The sequence below is a fragment of the Sedimenticola hydrogenitrophicus genome (assembly GCF_029017505.1).
Classification (GTDB): Bacteria; Pseudomonadota; Gammaproteobacteria; order Chromatiales; family Chromatiaceae; genus Sedimenticola; species Sedimenticola hydrogenitrophicus_A.
The window spans coordinates 164,131-178,292 of record NZ_JAQGEI010000003.1 but is presented as its reverse complement, the minus strand read 5'-3'; the positions used below and the strand labels follow the sequence as shown (position 1 = coordinate 178,292).

The window sequence follows — 14,162 nt, the reverse complement described above, 5'->3', positions numbered from 1 at the left end:
TCGGCAAACTGCTTATGCTATTTTCCATGCTGCGCCGCACAACCCGGACACCCTGAACAATAAGGGCCTGGAAAGAAATAACTGCGGCGTATTGCGCCGGATTTTCGTTTGCCTTCAAGGCACGGCAAGGCGCGCATAGTCGCTCTATGTAAGTCTTGCCGTAACGCCGAAGGCGGACGAAAAGACCAGCAAGGCGTCGTAGTTATTTATTGACAGGTCCTAACCAGAGCAACCATGTTAAGAAGCATCTATATCGCCGGGGCGGAACCCGGCAGTGGTAAATCGGTCGTGGTCCTGGGCATGATGGAGATGCTCACCGCCCTGACCAAGCGGGTCGGCTTCTTTCGCCCGATCATCCCGGAGAACGGCGGCAGCGACGATCTCACCCACCTGATCACCCAACGCTACGGCATCGACCTGCCGGTCTCCTCGTTGTATGGCTGTACCGACGAAACGGCGCGCAATCTGCTGGCGGAGGGGCGCTATGCCGAGTTGTTGAAACAGATCATGGCCAAGTACAAGGCGCTGGAGCAGCAGGTCGAGATGGTGGTCTGCGCCGGCACCGACTTTTCCGATGTCACCTCGGCCATGGAGCTGGATTTCAACGCCGACCTGGCCAACAATCTGGGCTGCCTGCTGATGCCGGTGATCAAGGGCTACGGCCGCTCCGCGCACGAGACGGTGGACGCGGTGCGGGTACTGGAGGAGTCCCTGAACAACCGCGGCTGCGACCTGCTGGCGGCCATCGTGAACCGGGTGGATCCGGCGAACATCGACCAGGTGATCGCCGAGCTGACCGTCTCGGCGATACCGACCCTGCCGTTCTATGTGCTGCCGGAACACCGCACCCTGGAGAAGCCGACAGTCGGCGAGATCGCCCGTTCGCTCAATATCACCTGCCTGAACGGCGATCAGGAGTCTCTCAACCACGAGGTGAGCCACTACAAGGTGGCCGCCATGGAAGTGCCGAACTTCCTCGACAATATCCAGGAAGACAGTCTCATCATCACCCCGGGTGACCGCGCCGACATCATCCTCACCAGCCTGGCGGCGGACGCCTCCAGCAGCTATCCGAAGATCGCCGGCCTGCTGCTGACCGGCGGGCTGACGCCGGCGCCGCAGGTGACCCGCCTGCTGGAGGGGCTGAGCAAATCCCGCGTCGCCATCCTCTGCGCCCCCTGGGACACCTTCACCACCGCCCTGCGGGTGAACGAGGTGGAGGGCAGCATCCTGCCCTCGGACGAGCGCAAGATCGCCGCCGCTCTGGGCATTGTGGAGAAATATATCAACGGAGAGGAGCTGAAGGCACGGATCTCGCTCAGCCAGACCCGGCGCAAGACCCCGCTGATGTTCGAGTACGAGATGATCCAGCGCGCCAAGTCGGTGCGCAAGCACATCGTGCTGCCGGAGGGCTTCGACGAGCGCATCCTGCGGGCGGCGGAGATCCTGCTGCTGCGCGAGGTGGTGGATATCACCCTGCTCGGCTCGGAGGAGAAGATCCGCCAGCGCATCAGCCAGCTCGGGCTCAATCTCAACGGGGTGAGGATGATTGACCCCCAAACCTCGCCCTGGCGCCGCACCTTTGCCGACACCTATTACCAACTGCGCAAGCACAAGGGGATCTCCGAGCAGATGGCCTATGACGCCATGGCCGACGTCAGCTACTTCGGCACCATGATGATCCACCACGGCCATGCCGACGGCATGGTCTCCGGGGCCGCCCACACCACCCAGCACACCATCCGCCCGGCGTTCGAGATCATCCGCACCAAGCCCGGCCGTTTGCTGGTCTCCAGCGTCTTCTTCATGTGCCTGGAGGACAAGGTGCTGGTGTACGGCGACTGTGCCATCAATCCCAATCCCAATGCCGCTCAGCTGGCCGATATCGCCATCAGCTCGGCCGCCACCGCGGCCATGTTCGGCATCGAACCGCGGGTCGCCATGCTCTCCTACTCCACCGGCATCTCCGGCAAGGGCGATGACGTGGAGTCGGTGCGCGAGGCGGTGAGCATCGCGCGCCGCCTGCGCCCGGACCTGAAACTGGAGGGGCCGATCCAGTACGATGCCGCCATCGATCCCGAGGTGGCCCGCACCAAGATGCCAGAGAGCGAGGTGGCCGGCCGGGCCACGGTGTTCATCTTTCCCGACCTCAATACCGGCAACAACACCTACAAGGCGGTGCAGCGCTCGGCCAACGCCGTGGCCATCGGCCCGGTGATCCAGGGGCTGAACAAGCCGGTGAACGACCTGAGCCGTGGCTGCAGCGTGACCGATATCGTCAACACCGTGGCGATCACCGCCATTCAGGCCCAGGAGAACGATCCCCGGGAGGAGACGGCGTGAGCATACTGGTGATCAACGCGGGCAGCTCTTCCATCAAGTACCAGCTGTTCGATATGCAGCGGCAGCAGCCTCTGGCCGCGGGGCTGCTGGAGCGGATCGGCGAGACGGACGGCCGCCACCAGCTGCAGTGGCGCGATGCCTCCGGTGACCAGCGTACCCGTGAGCTCCCCTGTACCACCGCCAATCATCACCAGGCCCTGGAGCAGGTGGTACGGCAGCTCGGCGAGAGCGGCGTACTGGCCTCGCTGGATCAGTTGGACGCGATTGGTCACCGGGTAGTGCATGGCGGTGAAAAGTTCAGCCAGCCAGTGCTGATCGACCAGGCGGTAGTCGACGCGATTCGCGAGATGATCCCGCTGGCGCCGCTGCACAATCCGGCCAACCTGGAGGGGATCGAAGTGACTCTGGCGCTCTCTCCCTCGGTCCCACAGGTGGCGGTTTTCGATACCGCCTTTCACCAGACCATGCCGGCCCACGCCTACCACTACGCACTGCCGGAACGGCTCTACCGCAACTACCGGGTGCGCCGCTACGGCTTTCACGGCACCTCGCACCACTTTGTCGCCAAGCAGGCGGCGGAATATCTGGGCCGGCCACTCGACAGCCTCAACCTGATCACCCTGCACCTGGGCAACGGCTGCAGCGCCAGTGCCATCCAGGCCGGGCACTGCATTGACACCAGCATGGGCATGACGCCACTGGAGGGGCTGATGATGGGCACCCGCTGCGGCGATATCGACCCGGCGCTGCACTTCTACCTGCTGCGCGAGAGCGGCATGACGGCACAGCAGCTGGAGCGGCTGCTGAACCGGGAGAGCGGGCTCAAGGGGGTCTGTGGTTCCAGTGACATGCGCGAGGTGGCCGATAAGGCCGCGCATGGCGACGCCCAGGCGCAGCTGGCCCGTGCCATGTTCGCCTACCGGGTGAAAAAGAGCATCGGCAGTTACTACGCCGCCCTGGGCCGGGTCGACGCCATCCTGTTCACCGGCGGCATCGGCGAGCATGACGGCGCGCTGCGGCGGCAGATCTGCGGCGGGCTGGAGGGGCTGGGCATTGAGGTTGCCGTTGAAGATCAGGCAACGACAAACATCATCCTGCCCCTGCACACGGCCGATTCAAGGGTCAGATTGCTGGTGGTCCCCACCAACGAAGAGCTGGAAATTGCGCGTTGTGCACAGGCGCTGATCGATTCGAGAAAGTAGCACGGGCCACCGCGACGGCGATCCACCAAGGTTCGCACGCCGATAACGGCGCCCATGGGGCGCCCTATGCACTGGATTGGCCGGCCCCTACCGTCCCACCAGAAAATTCACCATCCAGTAGGGGCACCCCCGTGGTTGCCCTTGTGTTCACCGTGCCAGCGACCCGGGCAGGCACAGGGGCCTGCCCCTACCAGCCCTTCAAAAAATCCACAAAATCGTCACTTTGCAGTCGCGCAGGGTGGGCACGTGGTCTGTGCCCACCTTTTTGTCCCATGCCGCACCTTCCGCGTGGGCACAAAAAGCGTGCCCACCCTACCAAGTGGCGATTTTCACCAGGGGACAAAACGGGTGATACAATCCAATCCTGGATACTTGAACTGACCACGTCTATGGACAAGCAAACCGCCACCATTCTCGAAGCGCTGGAACAGGCCGCTATCTCGGGGCTGTGCCGCGACGGCCAGTTGGAGATCGGCATGCAGGTGGCCCGCACCCTCTACCCGGAGATGAGCGAAGCGGAACTGCTGGCCATCGCAGAGGCTGTCTACAAGCGCAGCGTGTCGGCGGAGTAAGCGATTCAGACAGGTACCTGGCGCCGAGGTATAAGCTCCAGGTTAACCTGACAGTAACATTAATAAATTAGAAAAGTCTTATTGATTATAGTATGGTAGGCAGCGAAACATCAGCGCGCCCATTAATCCGTTCTGGATGCTGAAGAATCAACAACTTAACGCCCCAATCTGCCCGGACTGACGCCTGTCCCGGTGGTGAATCCCATTCACTCCGGAAACGACTGCGATAGCCACGGCGTGTCCGGCAGATGGTCGATTTACCCTGCAGGGTAGTCTCTCATTTCGCTTGGACACGAGGTAATCACAAAGATTAGATGCGTATTTCGGCACTTCATCCCGCCTGGAGCTTCCTGCTCCCGTTCACCCACTGGCTTCCCAATATCGACAAACGCGACCTGCGCGCCGATCTGATTGCCGCCCTCACCGGCGCCATCGTCGTCCTGCCGCAAGGCGTGGCCTTCGCCACCATCGCCGGCATGCCACCGGAATACGGTCTCTACGCGGGCATGGTGCCGGCGATCATCGCCGCCCTGTTCGGTTCCTCGAAACACCTGGTTTCGGGACCCACCACCGCCGCCTCGGTGGTGCTGTTCTCCGCCCTGTCGGTCTATGCCATACCGGGCAGTGCCGATTACATCACCCTCGCCCTCACCCTCACCTTCATGGTGGGCATGTTTGAACTGGCCCTGGGCCTGGCGCGCATGGGCGCGCTGGTCAACTTCATCTCCCACTCGGTCATCATCGGCTTCACCGCGGGCGCCGCGGTGCTGATTTCCGCCAAACAGCTGAAGCACTTTTTCGGCGTCGAAATGGACAGTGACGGCCATCTGCATGAGATTCTGTTCAACTTCTCGCGGTATCTCCCGGAGATCAATCCCTGGGTGACCGGCATCGCCCTGATCACCCTGCTCTCCGGTATCGCCTTCAAGCGCTGGCTGCCGCGCATCCCCTACATGATCGCCGCCATGCTCACCGGTACCCTGGTGTCGCTGTTGCTGGATACCTGGTTCGGGCCATCGATTACCCATATACCGACCGTCGGCGCCCTGCCGGCCACCCTGCCGCCGCTGTCGGCACCGGAGCTGTCGTTCCAGAACGTCAAGGACCTGGCCCCCACCGCCCTGGCGGTGACCCTGTTCGCGCTGACCGAGGCGGTCTCCATCGGCCGCTCCATCGCCGCTCGGGGCGGTTATCGCATCAACGGCAACCAGGAGTTCATTGGCCAGGGGCTGTCCAATATCGCCGGTGCCTTCTTCTCCGGTTACGTGGCCACCGGTTCGTTCAACCGCAGCGGGCTGAATTATCAGGCCGGCGCCAGGACGCCCCTGGCGGCCATCTTTGCCGCCCTGCTGCTGATGGTGGTCGTGCTGCTGGTCGCCCCCTACGCCGCCTATCTGCCGAAGGCGGCCATGGCCGGCATCCTGTTCCTGGTGGCCTGGGGCCTGATCGACTTCAAGGAGATCAGTCATGTCCTGAAGTCCTCCAAGCGCGAAAGCGCGGTGCTGCTGGTAACCCTGTTCAGCGCCATGTTCCTGGAGCTGGAATTCGCCATCTTCGCCGGCGTCCTGCTCTCCCTGGTGCTCTACCTGGAGCGGGTCTCCAAGCCCAATATCGTTACCCGGGTGCCCGACCACCGCCTCTACAAACACGCCTTCTCCAGTGATCCCGATCTGCCGGAGTGCAAGCAGCTGAAGATCATCCGTATCGACGGCTCCCTGTTCTTTGGCTCGGTCAACCATCTGCAGGAGCGGTTCGATCGCATCCGCGCCAATCACCCGGAGAAGAAGCACCTGGCCATCATCGCCAGCGGCATCAACTTTGTCGACCTGCAGGGGGGACACGCCCTGGTCGAGGAGGCGCAACGTCGCAAGGACGCGGGCGGAAAGCTCTACCTGATCAACGTCAAGGAGCGGTTGTGGGACTCGCTGGAACGGGGTGGGGATCTGGAAGTGATCGGCGACCGCAATATCTTCCAGTCGAAGAATGCCGCCATGCACGCCATCTATCACAAGCTGGATAAATCGATCTGCGCGGGCTGTGAGCATCACATCTTCCAGGAGTGCCGGGGTGCCCCGGCGCAGTAGCCGTCCGGTGCCATGACCGGTGGCCCGCCCGGCGTCTGGAACTGAACTCCGAATCACACTCGCCGGCCACCCCGGAATAGAGGTCCGATTCCGGCTAGCACCGCTCCGATCGCTGCCCTATGATGAGCGAAACAGGCAAGACAGGCGGCGGCAATGGAGTTGGACCTCACCACATGCGAGCAGGCACGGCAGACCCGGGACCCCCGCTTCGACGGACGCTTCTATGTCGGAGTGAAAAGCACCGGCATCTATTGTCGCCCCATCTGCCCCGCCCGGCTGCCGAAGGTGGAGAACATCACCTTTTTCCGCTCCGCCGCGGCCGCCTCGGAGGCGGGTTTCCGCCCCTGCCTGCGCTGCCGGCCTGAAGCGGCACCGGGCACACCGGCCTGGCACGGCACCTCCACCACCGTCACCCGGGCGCTGCGGCTGATCCAGGAAGGGGCGCTCGACCAATCCTCGGTCAGCGCCCTGGCCGACCGGCTAGGCATCACCAGCCGTCATCTCGGCCGCCTGTTCCGGCGCCACCTCGGCGCCCCGCCCCTCGCCGTCGCCAAGACCCGGCGCCTACAGTTCGCCAAAAAGCTGATCAACGAGACCGGCCTCTCCATGACCGAGGTGGCCATGGCGGCCGGTTACGGCAGTGTGCGCCGTTTCAACGACCACTTCCGCCAGGTCTATGGCCGGCCACCCTCAGTGCTACGGGCCGGTGCCGGCCCGGCCGCCGGCGACCCGCTGGTTATCCACCTGCCTTACCGCGCCCCCTACTGCTGGGAATCGATCGCGGCGTTTCTGGCCAAACGGGCCGTTCCCGGCGTGGAGTGGGTGAGCGACGGGGCCTGGCACCGGCATATCGCGCTGGACGGCCAGGTCGGCCATATCGAGGTCAACGACCACCCCACCGAGCAGGCGCTGGTGTGTCGCCTCACCCTGCCCTCCACGGCTGCGCTCTACAGCCTGGTGGAACGGCTGCGCATCCTGTTCGACCTGAATGCCGATCCACGGGAGATCGACGGAACCCTGTCACGCGATCCGGTGTTGCAACGCCTGCAGCACGAGCACCCCGGCATCCGCGTACCCGGCGGCTGGGACGGTTTCGAGCTGGCGGTGCGGGCGATCGTGGGACAGCAGATATCCGTGATCGGCGCCACCACGGTGATGGGACGCATCGCCGCGCGCTTTGGTGAACGCAGTGGCGATGTCACCCTGTTCCCCACGCCGCGGCAGCTGATGCGCGCCGCCCCGACAGACCTCCCCATGCCGCAGGCGCGCGCGCGCGCCATCATTGAACTGGCCGGCGCGGTGACCGGGGGCACGGTAAACCTGGACCGCTGGGTCGAGGCGGACAGCCTGCGTGAATCGCTGATCGCCATCAAGGGGATCGGCGAATGGACCGCCGGCTATATCGCCCTGCGCGTGCTGTCAGATCCGGACGCCTTCCTGCACTCCGATCTGGTCCTGCTCAAGGTGGCCCAGCGGCTGTACGGTGACCGGAACGCGGCCGCGCTGCTGGAACGATCCGCCGACTGGCGACCCTGGCGCGCCTATGCCGGCATGCACCTGTGGCGAGCCGCCGCACAACTCAACGGGTAATCTGAGATGAAATACGACTACTACCACAGCCCCATCGGCCCCCTGTTACTGGCGGGGGACGAACAGGGTCTCGAACTGATCGGCTTTCCAGAGGGCAAGGGACGGCTCGAACCGGGAGCGGACTGGCGGCGGGATGCGCAGCCCTTCGCCACGGCCCGGGCGCAGCTCGCCGAGTATTTCGCTGGTGACCGAAGCACTTTCGATCTGCCGTTGCGCCCCCACGGCACAACGTTCCAACTCGCCGTCCTGAACGCCCTGCGGTCGATCCCCTACGGCGAGACCCGCAGTTATGCCGACATCGCCCGACAGGTTGGCCGGCCGACGGCCGTGCGCGCGGTGGGCGCCGCCAACGGGCGCAACCCGCTGCCGATCGTCATCCCCTGTCATCGGGTGATCGGCGCCGACGGCAGCCTGACCGGCTTTGGCGGCGGCATCCGGGTGAAGCAGTATCTGCTCGACCTGGAACAAGGCATACAGGGTCTGTGGTAACGCGACGGGGACGGGGACGGGGCCCAGTCTCATAAGTAGCAGTTTGCGCTACCCGTAATTTTATAAATTAGAATGGCCTTATGATTTATAGTATCTTTTCACTTCGGAACATCGGCTGCTGCTGATCACTCGTTCCAGAAGCCCAATAATCAACAGCTTATAGCGTCAGGCTACCCGGCGGACTGTGTTCACAGCGCGTGTCGGGTTCGGCTGTGTGCAGGCCGGCATCCCCCCGGGGACCGGACGGGAAATTGTCGGAGTCAAACCACCCGGCACCGGGGCATCAGATTTTCCGATAGCACAAATCAATATAGATATTTCGGGAGCGTTTACATGACCACACTGGCCGACGAGGAGCAGACAGTTCCCCAGCCACGATCGCTGTCGCTGAAACAGGTCATCTCCGCCGGGCTGTTCCTGGTCGGTGGCGCACTGCTGGCCATGAATGTCCCTACGATCGAGATCGCCTGGGTCACCGCCCTGCTGCTACTCACCATCTATCTGTTCGCCTTCGAGGTGGTAGGGGTGGATGTAGCCGCCATCGTGATCATGGTGCTACTCGGCCTCACCTCCCTGGCCGCCCCGCTGATGGGGCTGAGCGCCGGGCTGGTGGATACCCAGCACCTGTTCGACGGCTTCAGCTCCAACGCGGTGATCTCCATCATCGCGGTGATGATTATCGGCGCCGGGCTGGACCGCACCGGCATCATGAGCAAGGTGGCGGCCTTCATCCTCAAGGTCGGCGGCAAGACCGAGGGGCGCATCATCCCCATCATCTCCGGCACCGTGGCCATCATCTCCTCGTTCATGCAGAACGTGGGCGCTGCCGCCCTGTTCCTGCCGGTGGTCTCGCGCATCTCCGCCCGCGCCGACCTGCCCATGTCACGCCTGCTGATGCCCATGGGCTTCTGCGCCATCCTCGGCGGCACCGTCACCATGGTCGGGTCGTCACCGCTGATCCTGCTCAATGACCTGATCAACACCTCCAATATCGCCCTGCCCGAGGCACAGAAGATGCAAGCCTGGGGACTGTTCTCCGTCACCCCCATCGGCCTGATGCTGGTGGCCACCGGGGTGATCTATTTCGTGCTCGCCGGGCGCTTCGTGCTGCCCGCCACCAAGAGCGAGAGCAGCACCACCGCGGCCGGGGCGATGCAGTACTTCCGCGACCTTTACGGCGTCAGCTTCAGCCTGTTCGAACTGGTGGTGCCGGACGGCAGCACCCTGGTGGGCAAGCAGCTGGACGATATCGAGACGCTGTACAAGGTCCGGATCATCGCCAACAAGCGCCCCGGCCAGGAGAGCCAGGTCGGGCCGGGCACCCTGGCCCGCGATACCGCCATCGAGAACGGCATGGTGCTGGGGGTGATCGCCGAGTCGCGCAATATCGATCACTTCGTCGAGACCTTCGGTCTCCGCAAGCGCAATGAGCTGCGCAGCTTCACCGAGTCCCTGGCCGCCACCAAGGCCGGTATCGCCGAGGTGCTGATCCCCCCCGGTTCCAAGCTGATCGGCAAGAGCGCCCGCGACGTGTGGATGCGCAAGGTCTACGGCATCGCCATGATCGCCCTGCACCGCAACGGCGAGACCATGCGCGAGGGCGACGATATCCGCAACATCCCGTTCGTCGCCGGCGATACGCTGGTGGTGCACACCACCTGGGAGGCGCTGGCGCGCCTGGAGAAGGACCGCAATTTCGTGGTGATCACCACCGAGTATCCGCGTGAGGAGCTGCGTCCGCACAAGGTGGGCTGGGCCGCCCTGTTCTTCCTGATCGCCCTATCCATGGTGCTGTTCACCGACATCCGCCTCTCCGTGGCCCTGCTCACCGGGGCGATCGGGATGATCCTCTCCGGGGTACTCTCCATCGAGGAGGCCTACGAGGCGGTGAGCTGGAAGACCGTGTTCCTGCTCGCCTCGCTGATCCCGCTGGGACTGGCGGTAGAGAGCACCGGCACCGCCAAATGGATTGCCGAGCAGACCCTCGAAGTGGTGGGTGCACAACCGATCTGGGTGATCCAGGCGGCGGTCGCCATCCTCGCCACCTTCTTTACCCTGGTGATGTCCAATGTGGGGGCCACCGTGCTGCTGGTGCCGCTGGCGGTCAATATCGCCATCGGCGCCGGGGCCGATCCGGCCGTATTCGCCCTCACCGTGGCCATCGCCACCTCCAACTCGTTCCTCATCCCCACCCATCAGGTAAACGCCCTGATCATGGGACCGGCCGGCTACCGGGTGCCGGACTTCATGCGTGCCGGTGGCATCATGACCATCCTGTTCCTGGTGGTGATGATGATCGCCATGCAGCTGTTCCTGTAAAGGCCTTGCCGTGCGGGCGCCGCGACCGCGGTGCCCGCTGCCGGCCGAACCACCTTCCATACCCACGCCGCCTTCTTGGCCCCCGAACCGGTAAGGCATTATTGCTCTCGCCAAGACGCCAAGACGCCAAGAGCGCAAAGGTTAAAACTAAATTTCTCTCTTCTACCACTCAACCACGAAAAACACTAAATTCACAAAAATTGTCAATAGGATAGTGGCGATACGACGCTCACCTTCTGGGTGAGTCTGGCTTCAGCTCCAATCTTTTGTCTTTTTGTGTTTGTTGTGAATTTCGTGGTTCAACAGCTTTTCCAGGTTAAAGGAAGAAATCAGTTTTTCTTGGCGTGCTTTGCGTCTTGGCGAGAGTCCATCCGCCATCCCTCATTCAGAGACATTCGACCGATGGACAGGCCAAACCTGACGAATCAGCCGGCGCAGCCGGGGGTTAGCCAAGGAATTTATTTGTAAGTACACTGATTTAGACCTACATTTAATTCCGGGGCAGCCGATCTATTTCGGTGTGGTTTTTGTTATCACACAGCACTGCGACCGCAGGCCAGGGAGTGGAGATGCCGAAAACCAATGACCAGACCATCCTGATTGTCGATGACGCCCCGGAGAACCTCACGGTGCTCAGCGAACTGCTGCAACCCCGCTACCGGGTCCGCGCCGCCACCTCGGGCGAGAAGGCGCTGCGCATCGCCGGCACGGATCCACGTCCCGACCTGATCCTGCTGGATGTGATGATGCCGGAGATGGATGGCCACGAGGTGTTCTCCCGGCTGCGTGCCGACCCGCTCACCCGCGCTATTCCTGTCATCTTCATCACCGCCATGGACAGCACCGAGGCGGAACTGAGCGGGCTGGAGATGGGCGCGGTGGACTACATCGCCAAACCGATCGTGCCCCCCATCGTGCTGGCCCGGGTGCATACCCAGATGGAACTGAAGCAGGCGCGCGACCGGCTGTCCGACCAGAATGCCTGGCTGGAGGCCGAGATCCAGAGGCGCATGAGCGAAAACCTGCTGGTGCAGAATGTCAGCATCCATGCCCTGGCCCGCCTCGCCGAGACTCGCGATCCTGAGACCGGCAACCATCTGCACCGCACCCAGGGTTATGTCCGTACCCTGGCGCTGCGGCTGCGGAATCACCCCCGCTTCTCGGCCTACCTGGACGACCATATCGTCGATTCGATGGCAAAATCCGCGCCCCTGCACGATATCGGCAAGGTGGGCATCCCCGATCACATCCTGCAGAAACCCGGCAAGCTGACGCCGGAGGAGTGGGTGATCATGAAGACCCATGCCAAACTGGGCTCGGAGGCGCTGGAACAGGCCGAGCGGGATGCGGAAAAGCCGGTCAAATTTCTCACCCTGGCCAAGGAGATCGCCCACTGGCATCACGAATACTGGAACGGCAGCGGCTATCCGGACGGCCTGGCGGGTGATGCCATCCCGGTATCGGCACGGCTGATGACCATCGCCGATGTATTCGATGCCCTGATCTCCCGACGGGTGTACAAACCGCCGATACCCTTTCCGGAGGCCCGGGAGATCATCGCCAAAGGCCGTGGCAGCCAGTTCGATCCGGACATGGTGGACAACTTCCTGGCGGGCTTTGGGGATTTCGTCGCCATCGCCAGACGCTATTCCGACAACGCCTCACCATGACCCGGGAGCACGCGAAGAAAAGCCAAATAAACCAAGGATATATACTCTATATCGTTCTCATCTATGCCATCTTTGCCGCCCTCTGGATCCTGCTCTCGGACAAGACGCTGGCGTGGCTGTTCCAGGATACCTCCAACCTCACCCTGGTCAGCACCCTGAAAGGCTGGGTGTTCGTGGCGGTCACCTCGCTGCTGCTCTATGGATTGATGAGACGACTGGCCAGCAGCGACGAAACCGCCCCCGTACACCTGGGGGGGCGACCCTTGATCCAGTTCCTGCTGCTGGCAGGCCTGATCGCCCTGTCAGCCGGTGCCGGCATCAGTTTCATGGTGCAACATGAACAGGAGAAGGCGCTTGCCCGCCTGCAGGTGATTGCCGATCTCAAGTCGCGACAGATCTCGGACTGGCGCCTGGAGCGAGAGAAAGAGGCGGCCCTGATACAGTCCAACAGCTTCTTTACCGAGCAGTTCCAACGCTGGCAGGAGCGGAATGACCAACGCGCCCGGGACGCCCTGCGCTCACGCCTGGAACAGATGCGTGGCAGCCATGGCTTCAGCGCCATTGAGCTGTTCGATCCGCAAGGCAGCTACCTGTTGGGCACTGGCGCTGTACCGGAGCTGACGGCCCCGGTCCTGCGGACGGCCCTGGAACAGGTCAAACGGGACCGGCAGATCCACCAGGCCGGCCCCTATCGCCACCCGAACGGTGCAACCCATCTGGATTTCGTGGTGCCGCTCACCACCACCCTGCCGGTACCCTACCTGGTGCTGCATATCGATCTGGCGGAGTGGCTCTACCCGGTCCTGCAGACCTGGCCGATACCCAGCGATACGGGTGATACCGTCCTGTTCCGACGCGAGGGTGACCAGGTGCAATATCTCAACCAGCTGCGCCATCGCGCGGACGCGGCGATGAGCTTGCGCCGGCCACTGGGCAGCCTGGCACTGCTCTCCGCGCAGGTACTGCGGGGCGAGGTCCGCCAGGGTGACCTGGTGAAAGGTCTCGATTATCGCGATGAACCGGCCATCGGCGTGGTGCGCGAGATCGCCGGGACCGACTGGTTCCTGCTGGCCAAGCTGGATCGGAGCGAGTTCCTCTACGGGGCCATTGAGGGCAGCCTCTGGATCGGCCTGGCCAGCCTGCTCGCCCTGCTGGTCGCCGGGGCCGGCCTGGTGATGCTGCGCCAGCGCGAACAACTGGTACGTGCCGAGAGCGCCCGCCAGGCCCAGACTGATCGCCTGCACGCACTGAAGCTGCTGGGGGCCATCGCCGACGCCTCCGAGGACGCGATCTTCGCCCTGGATCTGGACGGCCGTTTCATCCTGTTCAACCGGGCCGCCCAGCAGTTTACCGGCAAGACCGCCGGGGAAGTGCTCGGCCAGGACGAACGGGCGCTGTTTCCGGCGGAGAAGGCCGAGCAGATGATCGCCGCCAACCATCGGGTGATGACGGACGGCGCACACCGGATATTCGAAGAGATCATATCGGTCGATGGCAGCGAGCGTTTTTTTCACACCAGCAAGGGCCCGTTACGCGATGAACACGGAGCAGTCATGGGGCTTTACGGGGTGTCACGCGACATCACCGAGCGCAAGGAGTTCGAGGTAACCCTCCAGCGTCAGACCGAGGAACTGGCGCAGCGCAATGAGGAGCTGGAGCGTTTCAACCGTGCCACGGTGGGACGGGAACTGGACATGATTGAACTCAAGCGCCAGATCAATGCACTGTCGCGTCAGCTTGGCCAGGAACCGCCCTACCCACTGAATTTTCTCGACAACGACATGGATCGGCAAAGCGGGGATCGGGAATCATGACCGGCATCCACCGCCCTGCAAGCCGGGGGGCAGACCACCGACGCCACTCCCCCGACGGATGATAAACGACACAGGATCC

General features: G+C 63.2%; 9 protein-coding genes. All 9 read left to right on the top strand.

What is annotated here, in order from left to right; translation table 11 throughout:
* The first annotated feature begins 234 nt into the window (after positions 1 to 234).
* The 9 genes from pta (at position 235) to O9K64_RS03180 (ending at position 14,083) form a co-directional block, all read left to right on the top strand.
* Positions 235 to 2,343, top strand: a complete 2,109-nt coding sequence (pta, locus tag O9K64_RS03220) for a phosphate acetyltransferase (protein ID WP_275096638.1) — start codon at positions 235 to 237, stop codon at positions 2,341 to 2,343.
* Positions 2,340 to 3,545: an acetate/propionate family kinase gene (locus O9K64_RS03215; RefSeq protein ID WP_275096637.1), complete on the top strand. Its 1,206-nt coding sequence runs from the start codon at positions 2,340 to 2,342 to the stop codon at positions 3,543 to 3,545. Before pta ends, O9K64_RS03215 begins: the two co-directional genes overlap by 4 nt.
* Before the next feature lie 389 nt (positions 3,546 to 3,934).
* Positions 3,935 to 4,117 (top strand): hypothetical protein, encoded by a 183-nt coding sequence (locus O9K64_RS03210; RefSeq protein ID WP_275096636.1) that lies wholly within the window; start codon positions 3,935 to 3,937, stop codon positions 4,115 to 4,117.
* A gap of 314 nt (positions 4,118 to 4,431) precedes the next feature.
* Positions 4,432 to 6,201, top strand: a complete 1,770-nt coding sequence (locus tag O9K64_RS03205; protein WP_275096635.1) for a SulP family inorganic anion transporter — start codon at positions 4,432 to 4,434, stop codon at positions 6,199 to 6,201.
* Between the two features lie 153 nt (positions 6,202 to 6,354).
* Positions 6,355 to 7,791 carry a DNA-3-methyladenine glycosylase 2 family protein gene (locus O9K64_RS03200; protein ID WP_275096634.1) on the top strand — a complete coding sequence of 479 codons (1,437 nt, stop codon included), beginning with the start codon at positions 6,355 to 6,357 and terminating at the stop codon, positions 7,789 to 7,791.
* A gap of 6 nt (positions 7,792 to 7,797) precedes the next feature.
* Positions 7,798 to 8,280: a methylated-DNA--[protein]-cysteine S-methyltransferase gene (locus O9K64_RS03195; RefSeq protein WP_275096633.1), complete on the top strand. Its 483-nt coding sequence runs from the start codon at positions 7,798 to 7,800 to the stop codon at positions 8,278 to 8,280.
* 333 nt (positions 8,281 to 8,613) lie between these two features.
* Complete coding sequence (locus O9K64_RS03190) at positions 8,614 to 10,599, top strand: SLC13 family permease (RefSeq protein ID WP_275096632.1); 1,986 nt, start codon at positions 8,614 to 8,616, stop codon at positions 10,597 to 10,599.
* Between the two features lie 569 nt (positions 10,600 to 11,168).
* Positions 11,169 to 12,269 (top strand): response regulator, encoded by a 1,101-nt coding sequence (locus O9K64_RS03185; RefSeq protein WP_275096631.1) that lies wholly within the window; start codon positions 11,169 to 11,171, stop codon positions 12,267 to 12,269.
* Positions 12,266 to 14,083 carry a PAS domain-containing protein gene (locus O9K64_RS03180; protein WP_275096630.1) on the top strand — a complete coding sequence of 606 codons (1,818 nt, stop codon included), beginning with the start codon at positions 12,266 to 12,268 and terminating at the stop codon, positions 14,081 to 14,083. Before O9K64_RS03185 ends, O9K64_RS03180 begins: the two co-directional genes overlap by 4 nt.
* Positions 14,084 to 14,162 lie beyond the last annotated feature (79 nt).

Excerpts from the sequence above, each read along its gene's own strand:
- pta (WP_275096638.1), top strand. The coding sequence starts at position 235 with ATGTTAAGAAGCATCTATATCGCCGGGGCGGAACCCGGCAGTGGTAAA.
- O9K64_RS03180 (WP_275096630.1), top strand. The coding sequence starts at position 12,266 with ATGACCCGGGAGCACGCGAAGAAAAGCCAAATAAACCAAGGATATATA.
- O9K64_RS03190 (WP_275096632.1), top strand. The coding sequence starts at position 8,614 with ATGACCACACTGGCCGACGAGGAGCAGACAGTTCCCCAGCCACGATCG.
- O9K64_RS03200 (WP_275096634.1), top strand. The coding sequence starts at position 6,355 with ATGGAGTTGGACCTCACCACATGCGAGCAGGCACGGCAGACCCGGGAC.
- O9K64_RS03195 (WP_275096633.1), top strand. The coding sequence starts at position 7,798 with ATGAAATACGACTACTACCACAGCCCCATCGGCCCCCTGTTACTGGCG.
- O9K64_RS03210 (WP_275096636.1), top strand. The coding sequence starts at position 3,935 with ATGGACAAGCAAACCGCCACCATTCTCGAAGCGCTGGAACAGGCCGCT.
- O9K64_RS03205 (WP_275096635.1), top strand. The coding sequence starts at position 4,432 with ATGCGTATTTCGGCACTTCATCCCGCCTGGAGCTTCCTGCTCCCGTTC.
- O9K64_RS03185 (WP_275096631.1), top strand. The coding sequence starts at position 11,169 with ATGCCGAAAACCAATGACCAGACCATCCTGATTGTCGATGACGCCCCG.